Raw genomic sequence first — 19,776 nt, 5'->3', positions numbered from 1 at the left:
GCGATCCTTCCCTGCGAAGTTCTCGAAGTTCACATAGGGCGGGCCTTTTCCGCCGACCCCATCGTCTCCTGCACGGCGCCTTGCCGCAGGCCGAACTGAACCAGCCCCCATCCTACTTTGCAAGCGCCCTAGTAGGTCGGGCAGTTAATCACCCGCGCCTTGGGGATCACCTCCGCTTCGCGCGGATGGCGGGCCATCGGCGGGCGGCTCGGCCCCGCCCCGTCGCCGCGGCCGACCCTGGGGTCGAGCGTCTGGCCATCGTTCAGGTCACGCAAGCGCAGGCTGTCGTCCTCCAGCCGGCTGGCGATGAGATGGCACACCGCTTCGTCATGCTGAACGAGGCCATGGACCACCATCAGCCGCGCCCCCATCACGATCCGGCGTTGCGCCGCAAAGGCATCGGGCCAGACGACGAGATTGGCAGTCCCGGTTTCGTCCTCCAGCGTGATGAAGCACACCCCCTTGGCGCTGCCCGGCCGCTGGCGGATCAGCACCAGGCCGGCGAGGCTGACGCGTTTGCCGTAGGACATGTCGCGCAGGTCGCAGGCCCGGACGAACCCGCGCGCCGCATAATGGTCGCGCAGGAACTGCATCGGGTGCGCCTTCAGGCTGAGGCGGGTGGTCTGGTAGTCGCTGACCACATGCTCGGCGAGCGGCATGGCGGGGAGCGTCGCCTTGTCCGTTTCCTCGCCTTCCTCGCGCGTGCGGGCGGCGGCGAACAACGGGAGTTCGGGCACGGCGCGAAGCGCGCGGGCGTCCCATAGCGCCTGCCGCCGATCGAGGCCCATCGAGCGGAAGCAGTCGGCCTCGGCTAGCTTGATGATGGCATGGGGCGGGACGCCGCCGCGGCGGTGCAGTTCCTCGACGGTCTTGTAGGGCGCACCGGCCACGACCCGGGCCGCGTCCATCGCCCGCAGGCCCTCGACCTGGCGGAGGCCGAGGCGGAGCGCGGTGTCTCCTCCCCTTCCCCGGGCACCCGGCCGCGCTTCCAGGCTGCAATCCCAGCCGCTTTCATTGACGTCGATCGCCAGCACCGGAACGCCGTGCGCCTGCGCGTCCTTCACGATCTGCGCGGGCGCGTAGAAGCCCATCGGCTGGCTGTTCAGAAGCGCGCAGGCGAAGGCCGCGGGGTAGCGCCAGCGCAGCCAGCTTGAGACGTAGACCAGGTGGGCGAAGCTCGCCGCATGGCTTTCGGGAAAGCCATATTCGCCAAAGCCGCGGATCTGGTGGAAGCAGCGTTCGGCGAATTCGCGCTCGTAGCCGCGGCCGACCATCCGCTCGACCATCTTGTCCTGCAGGAGGTCGATGGTGCCGCGGCTGCGGAAGGTGGCCATCGCCTTGCGCAGCTGGTTGGCCTCGGCGCTGCTGAACTTGGCTGCATCGAGCGCGATCTTCATCGCCTGTTCCTGGAACACCGGCACGCCCAAGGTCCGCTTGAGGATGCGTTCGAGCTCGTCCGAGGGGCCATGCTCGGGCGAGGGGCGCGGATAGTCGACCGGCTCCTTACCCTGGCGGCGCTTCAGGAACGGGTGGACCATGTCGCCCTGGATCGGGCCGGGGCGGACGATCGCGACTTCGATCACCAGATCGTAGAAGCAGCGCGGCTTGAGCCGGGGCAACATGTTCATCTGCGCCCGGCTTTCGATCTGGAACACGCCGAGCGAATCGCCGGTGCACAGCATGTCGTAGACCCGTGGCTCCTCACGGGGCACGGTAGCGAGGTCGAGCGGCCGCCCATGCACCGTGTCGATCAGGCCGAAGCATTTGCGGATGCAGGTCAGCATGCCGAGCGCGAGCACGTCGATCTTGAGGATGCCGAGTTCCTCGATGTCGTCCTTGTCCCATTCGATAAAGGTGCGGTCGGGCATGGCGCCGTTGCCGACCGGCACGGTCTCGATCAGCGGCCGCTCGGTCAGGATAAAGCCGCCGACGTGCTGCGACAGGTGGCGGGGCATGCCGATCAGTTGCTCGGCCAAGCGGATGGTGCGGGCGAGGTGGGGATCGGAAAGGTCGAGCCCGGCTTCCTTGACGTGAGTCTCCGTGACGTCCTCGCCCCAGCCCCAGATGGTCCCGGCGATGGAAGCGCAAATGTCTTCGGAAAGGCCCATCACCTTACCGACCTCGCGGATCGCGGAGCGCGGGCGATAGTGGATCACGGTGGCGCACAGGCCAGCGCGGTCGCGGCCGTATTTTTCGTAGATGTGCTGGATCACCTCTTCGCGCCGCTCATGCTCGAAATCGACGTCGATGTCGGGCGGCTCTTTGCGCTCTTCGGAGATGAAGCGTTCGAACAGGAGGTCGGTGTCGGCGGGATCGACCGCGGTGATTTGAAGGCAATAACAGACCGCGCTGTTGGCGGCCGAACCGCGGCCCTGGCAGAGGATCGGAGGTTCGCACGATCGGGCAAAGGCGACGATCGAGTGGACCGTCAGGAAGTAGCGGGCGAAGTTCAGCTTTTCGATGAGCTGGAGTTCGTGGCGGAGTTGGGCCGCGACCTTGTCGGGGACGCCTTGGGGGTAGCGCTCGTCGGCGCCGTCCCAGGTCAGCACTTCCAAGTGCGCCTGGGGGCTGAGGTTATCGGGGACGCTCTCGCGCGGATATTCGTATTTGAGTTCGTCGAGGCTGAAATGGAGCGCGTCGGCGAAGTCGCGGGTGGCGGCGAGCGCGAGCGGCCAGCGTTCGAACAGGCGGGCCATTTCCTCCGGGCCCTTGAGGTGCCGCTCGGCATTGGCGTGAAGGCGGAAGCCGGCTTCGGTGAGCGTGGTCTTCTCGCGAATGCAGGTGAGCACGTCCTGCAACGGGCGCTTGGCGGGCGTGTGATAGTGGACGTCGTTGGAGGCGAGGATGGTGCCGCCGAACGACTTGGCCAGGCGGTCGAGCCGCTCGATCCGGGCGAGGTCGTCGCCGCGGTAGAGGTGGGTGGCGGCAATGTGGCGAAGCGTGGGGACCGCGGCGCGGACAGCGGGGAGCTGGGCTTCGAAGCGGTCCAGGTCCTCGCCGGGCCAGGCGATGAAGGCGATGCCTTCGGCATGGGCGGCGACGTCGGCGAGGGAGAGGTCGCATTCCCCCTTGATCGCGCGGCCCTGGCCGAGGCTGAGCAGGCGCGACAGGCGGGCATAGCCTTCGCGATTCCGGGGGTAGGCGAGGAGTTCGATCTCGGCCGAGGGCGGGGTATCGGCCGGCGCTTCGGCGCGGAGTGGAACCACGGTGCGGGGCGCTGGCAAAGGCGCGGCGACCACCAGCCGGCAGCCGATCAGCGGCTTGAGGCCCGCGGTCTTGGCATTGCTGTGGATGCGAACGGCGCCAGCCAGCGTGTTGCGGTCGGCGACCCCGATCGCGTCCATGCCGAGGTTCATCGCCTGCGGGATCAGCTCCAGCGCGTCGGACGCGCCGCGCAGGAACGAGAAGGGCGTGGTGATGCCCAGCTCGACAAACACGGCCTTCGGGATCGGCGGGAGCGGGCCGTCGCGCCATTCGAGACGGCGGCGGGCATAGCCTTCCTGTTCAGGCATGGCGGCGGGTGCCCATCATGCGAACAGGCCGTGGACGAACCAGAGGGGGGCGCCGCCGCGGCCGTCGCCGACCACCCCTTCGCGGAAGATCCAGAAGCGCTGCCCGCCTATGTCCTCGACCTTGTAATAATCGCGCAGGCGGGCGGTGGAGCGTTCGCGCCACCATTCGGGCGAGACGCGGCGCGGGCCCTGCGCGCGGGCGATGTCGTGGACCTTGCGGCGCCACATGAAGCGACGCGGCAGGCCTTCGGGGGTCGCGTAGACGACGGTGATCTCTTCGGGCGTGTCGAGCAGGCGGGTGGGGTCGTCGGTGTGGGGCCCAGGGTCGGCGGGAGCGGGCGGCGCGGCAATGCCTTCGACCCAGCCAGCGGCGCGTTCGGGAAGGTGGCTCTCGCGCGGGGCCGGGCGGCGCACCTTGGCGGGGCCCAGGCGGACGCTCAGCCGGTCGATCAGCGCCGCGACCGCGAGTTCGCCCGACGCGTCGCCGAGAAGTGCGTCCTGCGCGGAATGGAGCCGCTCCCACCAGCGCACCTCCAGCGCGAAGGCGTCGATGCCGAACCCGGGGTCGATCCCCTGCCGCTCGAGAATACCCGACAGCAGGCGGTGGAGATGCGCCGGTTCGCGGGAAGGAATCGAGGTCGCGACCTCCACCTCGCCAAGGCTGCCGTCGACGCGGAAGGCGGTGAGCGCAAGGTGGCGGGCGCCGAGCTGGCGATGCTCGAGTTCCGCGGCGAGGCGGGGAACGAGCTCCGCCAGCGCTTCGGCGGAGGATTGCTCGTGCACCACCGGTTCCTTCAAGGGCAGCAGCGCGCGGGGCGGAGGGTCGTCGGGGAGCGGGGTCAGCGGTTCAGGCTTGCGGCCGAGTGCGCGGTCGAGGGCGTCGAGCGGGTGCTCGTCCTTGGGGAAGCGCCGGGCGAGCGATTTGCGCGGCACCCCGGCGAGGTCGCCGATCTGCTTGAGGCCGAGGCGGACCAGCATGTGCGTCGCCATCGGCGAGAGCCGCAAGGCGGCGACCGGCAGGGGCGCGAGGATGCGGGGGAGCACGTCGGGCTCGGCCAGGCGGGCGCCGCGGCCGTAGCGGGCAAGCGCCCAGGCGGCGCCGGCGGTGGGGGCGATGGCGGCGGCGGTGCTGACCCCCATGGCGGCAAAGCGCGAGCCCATGTCGGCGAGCAAGGCCGCTTCACCGCCGAACAGGTGGGCGACCCCGGTGACGTCGAGCCGGAGCGCATCGGCGCCGTCGACTTCGACCAGGGGCGACCAGCGGCTGGCCCAGCGCGCGGCAGCGCGGAGCCAGGCGGCTTCGCCGGCGAGATCGGCGGGTTCGGCTTCCAGTGCTGGGTCGAGCGCGCGGGCGTCGGCAAGGCGGGCGCCGGGCCAAGCGCCGCGTTCCGCCGCGGCAGGGGTGACGGCGTGGACCAGTTGGCCGTGGCGGCCCTCGACGGTGAGGACCAGCGGCCGGGCCAGCGCTTCGTCAGGCGCGGCGTTGCCAGCCGCCCACCGCTCGATCGGGAGGTTCGGCAGCCACAGGGAGCAGATCCGCCGGCTCATCTCCGACCACCCAGCTGCCAGGATGCCGGCGGCGCGAGCGGAACAGGTCGGCGGTCCAGCGGGGCGCGCCGGGGGCCTTGTGGTCGAAGGGATGCGGCGCACTGGGCGCGCTCGCCAGCCGCCAGCGTTCGCGCGCGCCGCTGAGATTGGCCGCGCCAGCCAACCGGATCAGCCAGCAGGCGACCCCGAACCGCTCGGCCGCGACTGCCAGCCGCCGGGTCGCGGTGAAGTCGAGCGCTTGCGGATCGCCCCACAACTCGCCGATCACCCCGCCTAGGCCAGCGCATCGGAGCCCCTCCTCCATCGCCCACAAGGCGGCCTTGGCGTCGCGGGCTTCGACATGGATGAGCTGGGCGCCGAGGGGCCCCAGCCCCCCGGCATGGACCCGCCCGCCCTCAAGGATCGCCATCCGCTCCTGCACCCACAGCACGGGCTTTGGCGCGGCGAGGTGGCGGAGGACGAAGCCGGTCCAGCCGGCATCGCGGGGCGAGGCGGGAAAGAGTTCGGACAGGGTCGCGCCCGCCGGCTGGGGCATGGCCGAGGCCGGAGCACGCGCTTCCGCACGCCCTTCGCTAGCCGCGCGGGAACCCCCGCCGGCGACGAGATGAAGACCTCGTTCCACACGACTCGCAACGCTCATGTTCTACTTTTGTTCTTATTCGCGCGAGTCCGCGAACAGAGTCAATCGGGCGACTCGACGAGCCGCCCTGAGCGTTGCGAGCTAAGTCTTAGCGCCCAATCATCGCTTCCGGCCGAACCACGCGGTCGAAGGTCTCGGCGTCGACAAGGCCGAGCTCCATCCCGGCTTCCTTCAGCGTCTGGCGGTTCTTGTGCGCATGCTTGGCAATGGTCGCGGCATTGTCGTAGCCGATCTCAGGCGCGAGGGCGGTGACGAGCATCAACGACCGGCCGACCAGCTCGGCGATGTGATCCTCGTTGGCGGTCATCCCTTCGACGCAGCGTTCGGCGAAGCTGACCATCGCGATCGACAGCAGTTCGACCGAGCGCAGGACGTTGCTGCCGATCAGCGGCATGAACACATTCAATTCGAAATGGCCCTGCATCCCGCCGACGGTCACCGCCTGGCCGTTGCCGATCACCTGGGCGCAGACCATCGTCAGGCTTTCGACCTGGGTCGGGTTGACCTTGCCCGGCATGATCGAGCTGCCCGGCTCGTTCTCGGGCAGGCTGAGTTCGCCGAGGCCCGAGCGCGGGCCGGAGCCGAGGAAGCGGATGTCGTTGCCGATCTTGGTCAGCGCCACAGCCAGCGTCGCCAGCGCGCCGTGGAAGAAGACCAGGCCGTCGCGCGCGGCCATCTCGGCGAACTTGTTCGGAGCGGGCTCGAACCGGCTGCCGGCGATGTCGCTGATGGCCGCGCACATGTCGTCGGACCAGCCGTCGGGGGCGTTGAGGCCGGTGCCGACCGCAGTGCCGCCGATCGCGAGCTTGCGCAGGTTCCCTTCGAGCGCGCCTTCGATCCGGGCACGGCAGCTCTTGAGCTGGGCGGCGTACCCTGAGAATTCCTGTCCCAGCGTCAGCGGGGTGGCGTCCTGGGTGTGGGTGCGGCCGATCTTGACGATGCCGTCCCACTCCGTCGCCTTGGCGTCGAGCGCGGCGGTCAGGCGCTCGAGCGCAGGATAAAGCTGCTGCTCGGCCGCCAGCACCGCCGCGACGTGCAGCGCGGTGGGGAAGCTGTCGTTCGAGCTTTGGCTCTTGTTGACGTGGTCGTTGGGGTGGACCGGGCTCTTGCCGCCCTTGCCTGACCCAAGCGCCTCGTTGGCGATGCCGGCGATCACCTCGTTGACGTTCATGTTGGTCTGGGTGCCGCTGCCGGTCTGCCAGATAGTGAGCGGGAACTGGTCGTCGTGCCGGCCCGCGATGATCGCCGAGGCGGCGCTTTCCATTGCGTCGGCGAGCTTGCCGTCGAGACCGTGCTTGCGGTTCACCCGCGCCGCCGCCTGCTTCACGATCGCTTGGGCGTGGACCAGCCGGATCGGCATCCGCTCCCGCTCTCCGAATGGGAAGTTGCCGAGGCTGCGCTGGGTCTGCGCGCCCCAATAGCAGTCGGCCGGGACCTCGATCGGGCCGAAGCTGTCGGTTTCGGTGCGGGTGTTGGTCATGCGTTCTCCGTCGCGCCCGGTCGACCAGGCTGCCTGTTAACTGTCGGAGTGCGCTAAAGAGGATGGCGGGGGCCGGATCAAGCCTGGCGGCTTCCGGCCTTACTTCTTGCGGGTAAAGTCGACCGAGACGACGTTGGAGCCGTCTTCCACCGGAACGACGGTGGGGGCGTCATTCTCTGGCTCGTCATGCTCTTCGTGGCCATCGTTCTCGGCGCCGTTGGCCTGGAACTTGAGGCTGAAGTCCACCGCCGGATCGACGAAATCGGTCACCGCCGCGAAGGGCACGCGAAGCGTCGCGGGAACGCCGCCGAAGCTCAGCCCCACCGTGAAGAAGTCGGGGGCGACGTGGAGATCCCAATAGCGGTGCTGGATAACGATGGTCATCTCGTCCGGGAAGCGCTGGGCGAGGTGCTTGGGTATTTCGACCCCGGCCATGCGGGTCCGGAAGGTGATGTAGAAATGGTGGCCGCCGGGCAGCGAACCACCCTTTTCGACCGAGGACAGCACTCTCCCGACCACATCGCGCAGCGCTTCCTGCACGATCTCGTCATAGGGAATCAGGCTTTCTGGACTCTCGTCGGCCATGGCCCGAACTGGTAGCGAGGTGCCCAACAGGGTCAACCGGGAAACGTGTCGCCATGCCGATCGATCACAAGCAAGCCTATGACGAGAGCAACATCTTCGCCCGCATCCTGCGCGGCGAACTGCCGGCCAAGACGGTACTGGAGACGGAGCATGCGCTGGCCTTCCACGACATCAACCCGGCCGCTGCGGTCCACGTGCTGGTGATCCCCAAGGGCGCTTACGTCAGCTGGGACGATTTTTCGGCCAATGCGTCGGAAGCGGAGATCGCCGGCTTTGTTCGCGCGATCGGCGAGACGGCGCGGATGGTGGGGGCGGAGCCGGGGGGCTATCGGCTGCTCGCCAACACCGGCAAGCGGGCCGGGCAGGAAGTGCCGCACCTTCACGTGCACCTGTTCGGCGGCCAGCCCTTGGGACCGATGCTGGCGCGCTGAGGAGTCTCTGTGTGACAGAGGGATTGCACAGGCGGAACTAGCCGCTAGGCTCCCGGCCGATTTCTATCCAGTTCTCGGGGGAGCCTTGATGGCTAGTGCCGCGCCAAACAAATCAGTGATCGGGCGAATGTTCGCCCGCAAGTCGATCGCCCAGGTCCAGCAGGAGTCCGCGTCGAGCGAGCTCAAGCGGACGCTGGGCAAGTGGAACCTGCTGTTGCTGGGCGTCGGCTGCATCATCGGCGCGGGCATCTTCGTCCGTACCGGCAGCGCCGCCGCGCTTCACGCGGGCCCGGCGGTGCTGCTGAGCTTCGTGGTCGCGGGCATCGTCTGCGCGTTCGCCGGCCTCTGCTACGCCGAGCTGTCCTCGACCTTGCCGGTGTCCGGCTCGGCCTACACCTACGGCTACACTACGCTCGGCGAATTCGTCGCCTGGATCATGGGCGCGCTGCTGCTGCTCGAATATGGGCTTGCGGCGTCGGTCGTGGCGGTCGGCTGGGGCGGCTATGTGGTCAGTCTCTTGGCCGACTTCGGGATCGTGATCCCGCCGCAACTTACCGGTCCCGCCGGCTACACGCTGATGCGTGAAGGCGTGCCGGTGCTGGTCAACGGCGCCGAGGTCACCACTTTGTTCAACCTGCCGGCTTTCCTGATCTGCATCGCGCTGTCGGTCCTGCTGGTGGTCGGCGTGTCGGAATCGGCCAAGGTCAACAACGCCATCGTCGCGATCAAGGTCAGCGTGCTGGTCGCCTTTATCGTCGTCGGCGGCCTGATCGTCCTATCCAATCTGCCGCAGCTGGTGGCGACCAACTGGACCCCGTTCATTCCGGAAAACACCGGGGACGGGCAGTTCGGCGTCGACGGCATCATGCGCGCGGCGTCCATCGTCTTCTTCGCTTATATCGGCTTCGAAGCGGTCTCGACCGCGGGGCAGGAAGCCAAGGATCCGAAGCGCGACATGCCGTTCGGCATCATCGGCAGCCTGATCGTCTGCACCGTCATCTATATGCTCGTCGCTGCGATCATGACCCTGCTGGTGCCTTATGCCCAGCTCAACGTGCCGGATCCCGTTGCCGTCGTGGTCGACAATTTCGGCCCGACCTGGAGCTGGCTCGCCAAGATCATCAAGATCGGCGCGATCATCGGCCTGACCTCGGTCGTGCTGGTGCTGATGTATGCCCAGACCCGCATCTTCTACACCATGGCCCGCGACGGCCTGCTGCCGAAGGTGTTCGCGACAGTGCATCCGCGGTTCAAGACGCCGCACATCAACACCATCCTGGTCGGCATCATCACGGCCATCGCGGCCGGCTTCTTCGACATCAACGTGCTGGGCGATGCGACCTCGGTCGGCACGCTGGCGGCGTTTGCCATCGTTTGCCTGTCGGTGATCTACCTCCGCCGCTCGGCGCCCGAGCTGCCGCGCGGGTTCAAGGTGCCGCTCTATCCGGTGCTGCCGGTGCTCGGCATCCTGTCGTGCCTGTACCTGATCACCACCGTGCCGCTGCACATCCTGATGTACTTCGGCATCTATATGGTGGTCATGACCCTGCTCTACTTCGTCTATGGCATGAGCCATTCGGAGCTGGGCAGGGGCCATACGGTCACCGCCGATGGCGAGATGCCTTACTATCCGGAAGACAATCCGGAAGGCGGCACCGTTACCCGCGACTGATCGGGGGGCAGCCCACAAACAAGAAGGGCCGGTGCAGCGATGCACCGGCCCTTTGTTTTTGCGCTTGTGAGTGGCGGCTTAGAGGAGGTCGCCCGCCAGCGCCTTGAGGTCCGCTTCCGGGCGGGCGCCATAATGCTGGATCACTTCGGCCGCGGCGATGGCGCCGAGGCGGAGCGAGGCTTCGAGACCGAGGCCGCGGGCTTGGCCGGCGAGGAAGCCCGCGGCGAACAGGTCGCCCGCGCCGGTGGTGTCGACCAGACGCTCGATCGGTTCGGCCGGGACCGAGGCGCGTTCGGTACGCGACACCGCGACCGCGCCTTGCTCGCTACGGGTAACGGCCAGCACCGGGACCTTCGCCGACAATGCGGCGAGACCCGCTTCGAAGTCGCTTTCGCCCGTCATCGCCGCCAGTTCGGCCTCGTTGGCGAACAGGATGTCGACCTTTCTCTCGTCGAGCAGGCGGTGGAAGCCGTCGCGGTGGCGGTCGACGCAGAAGGTGTCGCTGAGCGTAAAGGCGACCTTGCGGCCGGCCTCGCGCGCGGCGGCGATCGCGGCTTCCATCGCGGCACGCGGCACTTCGGGGTCCCACAGATAGCCTTCGAGGTAGAGGATGCCCGCATCGCGCACGGCATCGAGGTCGATCGCGTCCGGCGACAGCATCTGCGCCGCGCCAAGGAAGGTGTTCATGGTCCGCTGCGCGTCAGAGGTGACCAGGATCAGGCAGCGCGCGGTGGCGCCAACGTCTCCGCGCGCGGGCGTGTCGAACGCGACGCCGAGGCTGCGGATGTCATGGGCGAAGATGCCGCCCAGCTGGTCGTCGGCGACCTGGCCGATGAAGGCGGTCTTGATGCCCAGCGCTGCGAGGCCCGCGGCGGTGTTGCCGGCCGACCCGCCGCTCGCTTCGCGGCCCGGGCCCATCAGGCCGTAGAGCCGCTCTGCCTCCGCTTCGTCGATCAGCCGCATGCTGGCCTTGTCGAGACCCTGCGCCTCGAGGAAAGCATCGTCGGCGTCGGAGATCACGTCGACGATGGCATTGCCGATCGCGAGCACGTCATAGCGGGGAGCGGTCATGGGGCGTCCTGAATGAGGGAAAGTGGCGCGCGCCCTACCCGCATCCGCCCGTTCAGGGAAGGTCAGGGCGGCCGGGCCCACGGTTGCCTCCCCCACTCGAGGATGACAAAGCCGCCCCCATGCGTCGTCTATTTCCGCTTGCCGCCCTCTTGGTGGCCGCCTGCTCCACTGCTCCCACGCCAGCCCCTGTTCCCACCCCTGGCGTGCCTTCGCCGCCCACGGTGCGGACCAACCTCAGCGGGCTGACCGAGGCGGAGCTGCTGGCGCGCTTCGGCCCGGCCCCGTTCCGGGTGCGCGAGGGGAGCGGGCTCAAGCTGCAATGGCAGAACGCGAGCTGCGTGCTCGACACCTACCTCTACCCGCCAGTTAGCGGATCGGGTGCGGCGACCGTGCTCCACGCCGATGCGCGGCGGCCCGGCAGCGGCGAGACCGTGCCGATCGAGGGCTGCGTCGCGAGCCTTGCTACGCGCTGAGGCGCGCGGCCGCCCACTCCGCGGCTTCGGCGACGACCGGGTCTTCGTCACCACGTAGCGCTTCGACCTGACCGGCCAGCGCAAGGTCGCCGCTATTGCCGGCCGCGATCAGGCAGTTGCGGAGAAAGCGCTTCACGCCGATCCGCTTGATCGGGCTGCCGGAAAACAGTTCGCGGAAGCTGGTGTCATCGAGCCTCAAAAGGTCGGCCAAGGCCGGCGCTGCCAGTTCGGCGCGCGGCAGGAAGGCGCGGTGGGCGTGTGCTTGGCTTGCGAAGCGGTTCCACGGACAGGCGGCGAGGCAGTCGTCGCAACCGTAGATGCGGTTGCCCATCGCGTCCCGAAACTCGAGCGGGATCGGCCCGCTATGCTCGATGGTCAGGTAGGAGATGCACTTGCGCGCATCCAGCCGCCGCGGGCCGTCGATGGCGCCGGTCGGGCAGGCGACCATGCAGGCGCTGCAACTGCCGCAGTGATCGCGGCCTGGAGGATCGGGTTCCAGCTCCAGCTCGGTGAAGACGATGCCGAGGAACAGCCAGTTGCCGTGGCTGCGCGACAGGAGGTTGGTGTGCTTGCCCTGCCAGCCGATCCCCGCCGCCGCGGATAACGGCTTCTCCATGACGGGCGCGGTGTCGACGAACACCTTGAGCTCGCTCGGGACCGTGTCGACGATGAAGCGGGCGAGCGCTTTCAGCGCCTTCTTCACCGTCTTGTGATAGTCGGACCCTTGCGCATAGACGCTGATCCGGCCGCGATCGGGCGCGTTTTCGAGCGCCCGCGGGTCGCTGCCCGGCGCATAGCTCATTGCCAGTGCGATCACGCTCTTGGCCTCGGGCCACAGCCCTTGCGGATGGGCGCGCTGGCCGGCGCGTTCTTCCATCCAGCCCATCGCCCCGTGGCGCCCCTCGGCCAGCCATTCACGTAAGCGCTCGCCCGCTTCCGGCACCGCATCGGCGCGCGCGAAGCCGCAGGCGACGAAGCCGAGCCGCTCCGCTTCGCCTCGTATCTGTTCCTTAAGGCTTGCCGCTCCAAGCACTTGCACCCACTACAGGCGCCAAGAGCCGGAGACCAGACGAGTGCTGCAACAGAAGATCGGCGGCGAGGCGGCAGTGGAAGCCCGCGCGCTGGTGAAGACATTCGGAACCAAGCGCGCGGTCGACGGGGTCAGCCTGACGGTGCCGGCCGGCAGCATCTTCGGCCTGCTTGGTCCCAATGGCGCGGGCAAGACCACCACCTTGCGCATGCTGCTCGGCATCATCGACCCCGACAGCGGCACTCGTTCCTTGCTCGGCCAGTCGGAGCCGCTGAACGCGTCGAACGAGGTCGGCTACCTTCCCGAGGAGCGCGGGCTCTATCCCGCCATGAATGCGCGCGAGGCGATCGCCTTCATGGGTGCGCTGCGCGGCCTGCCGCTGGCCGAAGGGCGGCGCCGTGCCACCACCCTGCTCGCCGAGCGCGGGCTGTCGGAATGGGAGAAAAAGCCGATCCGCACCCTGTCCAAGGGCATGGCGCAGACGGTTCAGCTGCTCGGCACCCTTGTTCACAAGCCCCGGCTGATCGTGCTCGACGAGCCTTTCTCCGGGCTGGACGCGATCAACCAGGAGAAGCTGGAAGCGCTGATCCGGGCCGAAGCGGCGGGCGGCGCAACCGTGATCTTCTCGACCCACGTCATCGCTCATGCCGAGCGCCTGTGCGAGCGGATCGCGATCATCGCGGGCGGCAAGGTCGCTTTTGCCGGGGCGGTGGATGACGCGCGTGACCGGCTGCGTCCCGTGGTCCGACTGCAAACCCGCGCCGAAGGTGGCGCGTGGCGCGCCGCCTTGCCCGCGGGCGCCCGGCAGGTCGGGCGCGAATGGCGCTTCGAGCTTCCTGACGGCGGCCCGGAGCCCCTGCTTCGCGCCCTGATCGACGGCGGTGCGGGGATTGAGACATTGTCAATCGAGCGGCCTGGCCTTCACGACGCCTTTGTCGCCATTGCCGGCGCTTCGGCCGCTGCGGAAATGGGCAAGGGAGTGCCGGCATGACCCGCCGCCTCAACAAGCTGCAGGCAGCCTTCGTGATTGCACGGCGCGACTACACCGCGACGGTGCTTAGCCGGTCCTTCCTGTTCTTCCTGCTCGGGCCCTTGTTCCCGATCCTTCTCGGCGTGCTGTTCGGCGGCATCGGCGCCAAGGTCGCGAGCGATTCGGAGCGGACGCGCGTGGCGGTGATTGCCGCCCCGGCCGATTACGCCCGGCTGTCCGCCGCCGCCTCCGACCTGAACGCGCTTCCGGGATCGCCGCAGCTTCCGGACTTACGCCCAGCGCTGCCCGGCGCCGCGCCCGCGGACCTGCTGCGTGCATCGGACAAGCCGGTCACGGCGGTACTCTCCGACCCGTTCGGACAGCCCAGTCTGAGCGGCAAGATCGGGAGCGGCGATCCGCTGGTGGGCCAGATGCGGCTCCTGCTCGACCGCGCGCGGAGCGGCTCGGCACCGATCGCCCAGATCCAGGTCGAGGAAGTACGGCAGACCGCCGGCGCCACCCGCAACGCCCGCGAGGTCACCGCCCGCGCCGGGCAGGCCTTGCTGTTCCTGCTGACCCTGCTGCTGTCCGGCATGTTGCTGAGCCAGCTTATCGAAGAGAAATCGAACAAGGTGATCGAGGTGCTGGCTGCCGCGGTGCCGGTGGAGAGCATCTTCATCGGCAAGCTGTTCGCCATGCTGGCGATGAGCCTGACCGGCATCGCGGTATGGTTGAGCGTCGCGATGGGCTTTCTGGTGCTGTTTGCGCCCAGCCTGTTCTCGGTGCTTCCGGTTCCGGCGGTCGGCTGGCCCGTCTTCCTTGCGCTTGGCGCGCTTTATTATGCGATGAGCTATCTGCTGATCGGCGCCGCGTTCCTCGGCATCGGCGCGCAGGCGAGTACCGCGCGCGAGGTGCAGATCCTGTCGATGCCGATCACCATGGCGCAGGTCGGGCTGCTGTTGCTCGCCAATTTCGCCATCAGCGATCCCCATGGTTCGCTGGGCGTCGCCGCGGCCGCCTTCCCGTTGTCCTCGCCCTTTGCGATGATCTCACGGGCGGCGCTTGCCGACGCGGTGCTGCCGCACCTTGCGGCATTGCTGTGGCAGGGGCTGTGGGTGGCGTTGATCCTGAAGCTCGCGGCCGCCTGGTTCCGCCGCTCGGTGCTCAACAGTGGAGGTCCGCGCGGGCGCTGGTGGAAGCGAAAGGTGGCCGCAGCCGCCTAAGCGGCAGCCTTCTGCTCGTACATTGCGCGGTCGGCGCGGGCGAGCACGGCTTCAGGCGTGTCCCCGGCGCGAATCTCGGCAATGCCGATCGCCGCCGACAGGGGAATCGCCGTGCCGTCATAGCTGAAGCTGGTGCCGGCGATCCGGTCGGTCAGCCGCGCCGCGGTTTCGGTCGCCTGGTCGAGGTCGACCCGTTCCAGCAGGATCGCAAATTCGTCGCCGCCGAACCGCGCCACCGTGTCGCTTTGCCGGACGCCGCCGATCAGCAGTTCGGCGACATGGATCAGCGCGGCGTCGCCCGCATCATGGCCGAAACTGTCGTTGACGATCTTTAACCCGTCGACGTCGATGAACAGCAAGGCGCTCGCGTCGCCGTAGCGCTCCAGCCGGGCGATCAGTCCGGCGAGCTGCCGTTCGAATCCGCGGCGATTCGGCAGGGGGACGAGCGGATCGTGGTGGGCCAGCCGATCAAGTTCACCGACCTGCCGCTCGAGCCGCGCAACCGTGGCACGAAGGCGCGCAATCTCGCCCCACAATGCGGTGGGATCCTGGCTCAGGACCTCGTTGCCGTCGTTCATGCCTTACAAACCCCCAAAGGCGGCAAAGCCAGTCATAACGCAGATCAAGGCACTTTGGGAGCGGGTGACAGAAAGCGCCTGCGCTCCTAGGAGAAAGGCCGGTGACACGGGGAGCGATGAACGGATGGATGTCGGGATCATCATGGGCAGCCAGTCCGATTGGGAAACGATGCGTCACGCCGCATCGATCCTTGAGGAGCTTGGCATTTCTCATGAAGCAAAAGTGGTCTCGGCGCACCGTACTCCCCAGCGACTGTACGATTATGCGACAGGAGCCAAGGCGCGCGGATTGAAGCTGATCATCGCTGGCGCGGGCGGCGCGGCGCATCTGCCGGGCATGGCTGCGTCGATGACGCCGCTGCCGGTGCTTGGCGTGCCGGTCGAGAGCAAGGCGTTGTCGGGGCTCGATAGCCTGCTCTCCATTGCGCAGATGCCGGGCGGAGTGCCGGTGGGCACGCTGGCGATCGGCAAGGCGGGGGCAATCAACGCCGGCCTGCTCGCCGCGTCGATCCTGGCCTTGTCCGACGAGGCGCTGGCCGGACGATTGGACGCATGGCGGGCGGCGCAAACCGAATCGGTTGGCGAGCGCCCGGAGTGATCGCGCCGGGCGCCACGATCGGGATCATCGGCGGCGGTCAGCTCGGCCGGATGCTGGCGCTGGCCGCGGCGCCGCTCGGCTTCAAGGTCCATGTGTTCGATCCGCACGCGAGCCCGTGTGCAGCGGATGTGGCGGCAAGCTTTACCCGCGCCGCGTTCGACGATGTGGTGGCGCTGGAGCGCTTCGCGTCCGCTTGCGACGTCGTCACCTACGAGTTCGAGAACCTTCCCGTCGGACCGCTAGCCAACATCGCTGACAAGCTGCGGCCCGGCACTGCCAGCCTTGCCATCGCGCAGGACCGCTGCGCTGAGAAAAGCTTTGTCGAGGAAGCAGGCGGCCGGCCCGCGTCCTGGCGCAAGGTGGATGGCCCGGCCGACATCGCCGCAGCGGTGGAGGCGCTTGGGCTCCCGCTGGTGCTGAAGACCCGGCGCGACGGCTATGACGGCAAGGGCCAGGCCTGGCTTCGTTCGGCAGATGACGTGGAGCGCGTCTGGCAAGAGCTTGGCGGGCGCCCGCTGGTTGCGGAAAAGGCGATCGATTTCGAGGCCGAGTTCTCGGTCGTGCTGGCTCGGGGCGAGGACGGTGCCCTCGCCTTCTTCGAGTCAACGCGCAACATCCACGAGGACGGCATCCTCCGCCGATCGGAGCTTCCGGCCGGCGCGCTGATCGAGGCTCAAGTCGCCGAAGCGCGGCGGCAGGCGGGCGCCATCGCCGAGCGGCTTTGCCATATCGGGGTGCTGACGGTGGAGTTCTTCGCCTGCGCCGATGGGCCGCTGGTCAACGAAATCGCGCCGCGGGTGCACAATAGCGGCCATTGGACGATCGAGGGCGCAGCCACCTCGCAGTTTGCGCAGCATATCCGCGCCATCACGGGCCTGCCGCTCGGCAGTACCGCGCTGCGTGCCACGCGGGTGACGATGGACAATCTCATCGGCGACGAGATCGATCGCTGGCCCGAGCTCGCCGCCGACTTAGACGCCGCGCTTCACCTTTATGGCAAGGGCGCGGCGCGGCCCGGCCGCAAGATGGGCCACGTCACCCGGCTCGGCTGAGGCCCAACAAAAAAGGCCCGGAGCATCGCTGCCCCGGGCCTTCTTGGTTCAGGCTGACGCCTTACTTCGCTTCGATCACCTGCACCGGGTAGCCGAGCTTGTCGAGCTGCGGCTTGACCTTGGCAGCATCGCCCACGACCAGCCAGGTGAAGCCCTTGGGATCGATCGCGCCGCGCAGCGCGGTGTCGATGCCGCCCTGGTTGAGCGCGCGATAACGGGCTGCGAGCTGCTCCTGATAGTCGTCAGGACGGCCGAGCAGGCTGTTCGACATCATCGCCGCCAGCACCGCCTGCGAGGTCTCGAACCGGCCCGGCAGCGTGTTGACGTTGTTGCTGACGAGACGCTCCAGTTCGTCGGTGGTGACGCCCTTGCCGCCGAGGAGGTCGGTGACCTGGCTGTTCAGCGCGGCGATGGAATCGCCGGTGCGGTCGGCTTGGACGGGCGCGGTGATCGCATAGCCGACCCCGCCCTGCGCAACGTCGAAGCTGCTGCGGACGCCGTAGCTCCAGCCCTTGGTTTCGCGAAGGTCGGTGTTGATGCGCGACAGGAAGTTACCGCCCAGCACCTCGTTGCCGGCCTGCGTGGCGATGATGTCGCCGCGCGGATCGACGCCGGTGACCTGGCCGGCGACGATCACCGACTGCGGTGCGCTCGGCACGTTGACGAGGTAGATGGTCGGCGTGGTCGGACGCGCCGGGGCGGCCGCGAACTGCTTGGTGCCCTTGGCGACGCCGGCCGGCGCGGTCCAGGTGCCGAAGCGACGTTCGAGCTGCGGGGTCAGCTGCGACAGCGGCAGGTTGGAGACCACGAAGATCTCCGCATTGTCCGGACGCAGCCACTTCTGCTGGAAGCCAACGATGTCGTTGCGGGTGAACGCCTTCACCGCATCGGCCGACCCGTTGCCGACGATCGCATAGGGATGGTTGGCACCCCAGACGAGGCTCGGGATGATCCGCGCGGCGATGCCGTTCGGATCACGCTGCTGGGCGGCGATGCCGGTCAGCGCCTGCGCCCGCACCCGCTCCAGCTCCGCCGGGGCGAAGGTCGGCTGTTCGACCACCGTCTCGAGGAGATCCAGGCTCGGAGCAAGATTGGCGGACAGGGCCGACAGGGTCACCGTGCTGCGATCGAGCGACGAGCTGGTGCTGATGCTGGCGCCCAGTTCTTCCTGCCGCTCGGCGATCTGCTGGCTGGTGAGGTTGCCCGCACCTTCCTCGATCAGGCCGAGGGTCAGGCCCTGGAGACCGCGCTGGTTGGCGGCGTCGGCCGCAAGGCCGGCGTCGAAGGTCAGCGCCATGGTGGTCACCGGCACGGCGGTGCGCTGCGCGTAATTGACCCGCATGCCGTTCGACAGGGTGGCCCGCTGAATGGTCGGGAAGTCGAGCGCGGCGAAGTTGCCGACCGGCGGCACGTCGCGCTTGGTCGGCGGCGGCGGCGTGCCAACGCCCTTCTGCGCGGTCGGGCCCTTGGGCTCGACGGGAGCCGGACGCTCGCCCGGCTCGAGCCGGATCTTGAGCGGGGCAGCGGTCAGATACTGGCGGAATGCGGCCTGCACCTGCGCCGGGGTGACCCGGGCATATTCATCAAGCTGCTTGCGGAACCAGTTCGGGTCATTGGCATAAAGCTGTCCCTGCGCCAGCGCGACGGCCTTGCCGCCGAACCCGCCGACCTGCTCCAGGCCCTTGATCGTGCCGGCGACCTCGGTGGTCGCGGCGCGGCTCAGTTCCTCGCGGGTCGGGCCCTTGGCGATGAAGTCAGCCATGATCTCGTCGAGGCGCTTCTCGACCTGTGCCGGATCAACGCCCGGACGAACGGTCGCCTGGACCTGGAACAGCCCGACGCGATGCTGCGGGTTGGCGCTGGCCGAAACCGACACCGCCAGCTTTTCATTGCGGACCAGCGTATTGTCGAGGCGCGAGCTGGCGAGGCCGCCGAGCACCGAGCCACCAAGTTCGAGCGCCGCGGTCTGCTTGTCGAGCATGCCCGGGATCGCCCAGGTACGGCTGAGGGTGACGGCGGGAACGCGGTCCTTCATCACGATGGTCTTGCCGGTGGCGGCAGGCACCGACGCCATCGCCGGGGTGTTCACGGGCCCACGCTTGATCGCGCCGAAATACTTCTGGACCAGAGGACGGGCTTCGGCGGTGTTGATGTCGCCCGCCAGCACCAGCACCGCATTGTTGGGGCCGTAATTGTCGATGAACCACTTCTGGACGTCGGCGAGGCTGGCGGCGTCGAGATCGGCCATCGAGCCGATCGGGGTGTGGTGATAGGGGTGGCCGGCCGGGAACAGGTTGCTGAACAGTTCATACTGGACGAGGCCGCCCGGACGATTGTCGCCCTGCCGCTTTTCGTTCTGGACGACGCCGCGCTGGTTATCCAGCTTCTCCTGCGTCACCGCACCGAGCAGATAGCCCATGCGGTCCGATTCCATGAACAGCGCCTTTTCCAGCGCGGCCTTGGGCACCGTCTGGAAATAGTTGGTGCGGTCGAAGCTGGTGGTGCCGTTGAGATCGGTCGCGCCGATCTGCGTGGTGTACTTGAAGTAATCGTCCGGCAGGTTCTCCGACCCGTTGAACATCAGATGCTCGAACAGGTGGGCGAAACCGGTCTTGCCCTGCGGCTCATCCTTGGAGCCGACATTATACCACACGCTGACCGCGACCACAGGCGCCTTGCGGTCTTCGTGGACGACCACGGTTAGGCCGTTCTGGAGCTTGAAGGTCTGGTTGGGGATCTTCACGTCCTTGACCAGGCTCGGCAGCGGCGCCGCCCCTCCCTGAGCCGACGCTGCTGCCGGAAGGGCAAGCGTTCCGAGCGAGGCTCCGGCAAGCAACAACGAAAGTCGAACGGAATGACGCATGAGATTGAGGCTCCAAGAGAATCTTGATTTTGCTGGGTGGGGATTTTCCG

16 protein-coding genes are annotated in these 19,776 nt (G+C 68.0%); 7 read left to right on the top strand and 9 right to left on the bottom strand.

Features of this window, described 5'->3' with window-relative positions:
* Positions 1-128: 128 nt before the first annotated feature.
* The 5 genes from ACP69Z_RS04270 to ACP69Z_RS04250 all read right to left on the bottom strand — a co-directional run bounded on the left by ACP69Z_RS04270 (position 129) and on the right by ACP69Z_RS04250 (position 7,765).
* Positions 129-3,512, bottom strand: coding sequence for an error-prone DNA polymerase (locus ACP69Z_RS04270; RefSeq protein ID WP_426266297.1), 3,384 nt, complete (start codon positions 3,510-3,512; stop codon positions 129-131).
* Between the two features lie 15 nt (positions 3,513-3,527).
* Positions 3,528-5,060, bottom strand: coding sequence for a DNA polymerase Y family protein (locus tag ACP69Z_RS04265; RefSeq protein WP_426266296.1), 1,533 nt, complete (start codon positions 5,058-5,060; stop codon positions 3,528-3,530).
* On the bottom strand, positions 4,984-5,700 hold the full coding sequence (locus tag ACP69Z_RS04260; protein ID WP_426266295.1) for an ImuA family protein: 717 nt from the start codon (positions 5,698-5,700) through the stop codon (positions 4,984-4,986). The genes ACP69Z_RS04265 and ACP69Z_RS04260 overlap by 77 nt, the downstream gene beginning before the upstream one ends.
* Positions 5,701-5,788: 88 nt before the next feature.
* Entirely contained in the window at positions 5,789-7,180 is a 1,392-nt protein-coding gene (gene fumC / locus ACP69Z_RS04255) for a class II fumarate hydratase (RefSeq protein WP_426266294.1), read from the bottom strand.
* 99 nt (positions 7,181-7,279) lie between these two features.
* Positions 7,280-7,765 carry an SspB family protein gene (locus ACP69Z_RS04250; RefSeq protein ID WP_426266293.1) on the bottom strand — a complete coding sequence of 162 codons (486 nt, stop codon included), beginning with the start codon at positions 7,763-7,765 and terminating at the stop codon, positions 7,280-7,282.
* 53 nt (positions 7,766-7,818) lie between these two features.
* On the opposite strand from ACP69Z_RS04250, the gene ACP69Z_RS04245 reads away from it, so the two are divergent.
* Together ACP69Z_RS04245 and ACP69Z_RS04240 are read left to right on the top strand one after the other, a co-directional pair.
* Positions 7,819-8,196, top strand: coding sequence for an HIT domain-containing protein (locus tag ACP69Z_RS04245; RefSeq protein ID WP_426266292.1), 378 nt, complete (start codon positions 7,819-7,821; stop codon positions 8,194-8,196).
* Between the two features lie 127 nt (positions 8,197-8,323).
* On the top strand, positions 8,324-9,868 hold the full coding sequence (locus ACP69Z_RS04240; protein WP_426266291.1) for an amino acid permease: 1,545 nt from the start codon (positions 8,324-8,326) through the stop codon (positions 9,866-9,868).
* A gap of 78 nt (positions 9,869-9,946) precedes the next feature.
* On the opposite strand, the gene ACP69Z_RS04235 is transcribed toward ACP69Z_RS04240, so the two are convergent.
* Positions 9,947-10,939: an adenosine kinase gene (locus ACP69Z_RS04235; RefSeq protein WP_426266290.1), complete on the bottom strand. Its 993-nt coding sequence runs from the start codon at positions 10,937-10,939 to the stop codon at positions 9,947-9,949.
* Between the two features lie 203 nt (positions 10,940-11,142).
* On the opposite strand from ACP69Z_RS04235, the gene ACP69Z_RS04230 reads away from it, so the two are divergent.
* Positions 11,143-11,412, top strand: a complete 270-nt coding sequence (locus ACP69Z_RS04230; RefSeq protein WP_426266289.1) for a hypothetical protein — start codon at positions 11,143-11,145, stop codon at positions 11,410-11,412.
* Here the strand turns inward: ACP69Z_RS04230 and queG are convergent.
* Positions 11,402-12,451, bottom strand: a complete 1,050-nt coding sequence (gene queG, locus ACP69Z_RS04225) for a tRNA epoxyqueuosine(34) reductase QueG (protein WP_426266288.1) — start codon at positions 12,449-12,451, stop codon at positions 11,402-11,404. The two genes, ACP69Z_RS04230 and queG, sit on opposite strands and share 11 nt — an antisense overlap.
* A gap of 37 nt (positions 12,452-12,488) precedes the next feature.
* Here queG and ACP69Z_RS04220 point away from each other — a divergent pair, with 37 nt between their 5' ends.
* Together ACP69Z_RS04220 and ACP69Z_RS04215 are read left to right on the top strand one after the other, a co-directional pair.
* The gene (locus ACP69Z_RS04220) at positions 12,489-13,433 is read left to right on the top strand and encodes an ABC transporter ATP-binding protein (protein ID WP_426268044.1); all 945 of its coding nucleotides are present in this window, start codon (positions 12,489-12,491) and stop codon (positions 13,431-13,433) included.
* Complete coding sequence (locus ACP69Z_RS04215) at positions 13,430-14,635, top strand: ABC transporter permease (RefSeq protein ID WP_426266287.1); 1,206 nt, start codon at positions 13,430-13,432, stop codon at positions 14,633-14,635. Before ACP69Z_RS04220 ends, ACP69Z_RS04215 begins: the two co-directional genes overlap by 4 nt.
* Here ACP69Z_RS04215 and ACP69Z_RS04210 read toward each other — a convergent pair.
* Positions 14,632-15,213 carry a GGDEF domain-containing protein gene (locus ACP69Z_RS04210; RefSeq protein ID WP_426266286.1) on the bottom strand — a complete coding sequence of 194 codons (582 nt, stop codon included), beginning with the start codon at positions 15,211-15,213 and terminating at the stop codon, positions 14,632-14,634. The genes ACP69Z_RS04215 and ACP69Z_RS04210 overlap by 4 nt on opposite strands.
* 124 nt (positions 15,214-15,337) lie before the next feature.
* Here ACP69Z_RS04210 and purE point away from each other — a divergent pair, with 124 nt between their 5' ends.
* On the top strand, positions 15,338-15,811 hold the full coding sequence (gene purE, locus ACP69Z_RS04205) for a 5-(carboxyamino)imidazole ribonucleotide mutase (protein WP_426268043.1): 474 nt from the start codon (positions 15,338-15,340) through the stop codon (positions 15,809-15,811).
* Entirely contained in the window at positions 15,808-16,863 is a 1,056-nt protein-coding gene (locus tag ACP69Z_RS04200; protein WP_426266285.1) for a 5-(carboxyamino)imidazole ribonucleotide synthase, read from the top strand. Before purE ends, ACP69Z_RS04200 begins: the two co-directional genes overlap by 4 nt.
* A 61-nt stretch (positions 16,864-16,924) precedes the next feature.
* Here ACP69Z_RS04200 and ACP69Z_RS04195 read toward each other — a convergent pair whose 3' ends face one another.
* Complete coding sequence (locus ACP69Z_RS04195) at positions 16,925-19,726, bottom strand: M16 family metallopeptidase (protein WP_426266284.1); 2,802 nt, start codon at positions 19,724-19,726, stop codon at positions 16,925-16,927.
* Between the last annotated feature and the right edge of the window lie 50 nt (positions 19,727-19,776).

The sequence above is a fragment of the Sphingomonas sp. LHG3443-2 genome, from assembly GCF_049896405.1.
Lineage (GTDB): Bacteria > Pseudomonadota > Alphaproteobacteria > Sphingomonadales > Sphingomonadaceae > Sphingomicrobium.
Note: the sequence above shows the minus strand (reverse complement) of the source record. Positions and strands in the feature narration are given on the sequence as shown.

Bases quoted from the DNA above. Each gene is read 5' to 3' on its own strand.
- ACP69Z_RS04265 (WP_426266296.1), bottom strand. From the start codon at position 5,060: ATGAGCCGGCGGATCTGCTCCCTGTGGCTGCCGAACCTCCCGATCGAG.
- ACP69Z_RS04210 (WP_426266286.1), bottom strand. From the start codon at position 15,213: ATGAACGACGGCAACGAGGTCCTGAGCCAGGATCCCACCGCATTGTGG.
- ACP69Z_RS04250 (WP_426266293.1), bottom strand. From the start codon at position 7,765: ATGGCCGACGAGAGTCCAGAAAGCCTGATTCCCTATGACGAGATCGTG.
- purE (WP_426268043.1), top strand. From the start codon at position 15,338: ATGGATGTCGGGATCATCATGGGCAGCCAGTCCGATTGGGAAACGATG.
- ACP69Z_RS04215 (WP_426266287.1), top strand. From the start codon at position 13,430: ATGACCCGCCGCCTCAACAAGCTGCAGGCAGCCTTCGTGATTGCACGG.
- ACP69Z_RS04245 (WP_426266292.1), top strand. From the start codon at position 7,819: ATGCCGATCGATCACAAGCAAGCCTATGACGAGAGCAACATCTTCGCC.
- ACP69Z_RS04260 (WP_426266295.1), bottom strand. From the start codon at position 5,700: ATGAGCGTTGCGAGTCGTGTGGAACGAGGTCTTCATCTCGTCGCCGGC.
- ACP69Z_RS04195 (WP_426266284.1), bottom strand. From the start codon at position 19,726: ATGCGTCATTCCGTTCGACTTTCGTTGTTGCTTGCCGGAGCCTCGCTC.
- ACP69Z_RS04240 (WP_426266291.1), top strand. From the start codon at position 8,324: ATGTTCGCCCGCAAGTCGATCGCCCAGGTCCAGCAGGAGTCCGCGTCG.
- fumC (WP_426266294.1), bottom strand. From the start codon at position 7,180: ATGACCAACACCCGCACCGAAACCGACAGCTTCGGCCCGATCGAGGTC.
- ACP69Z_RS04235 (WP_426266290.1), bottom strand. From the start codon at position 10,939: ATGACCGCTCCCCGCTATGACGTGCTCGCGATCGGCAATGCCATCGTC.
- ACP69Z_RS04270 (WP_426266297.1), bottom strand. From the start codon at position 3,512: ATGCCTGAACAGGAAGGCTATGCCCGCCGCCGTCTCGAATGGCGCGAC.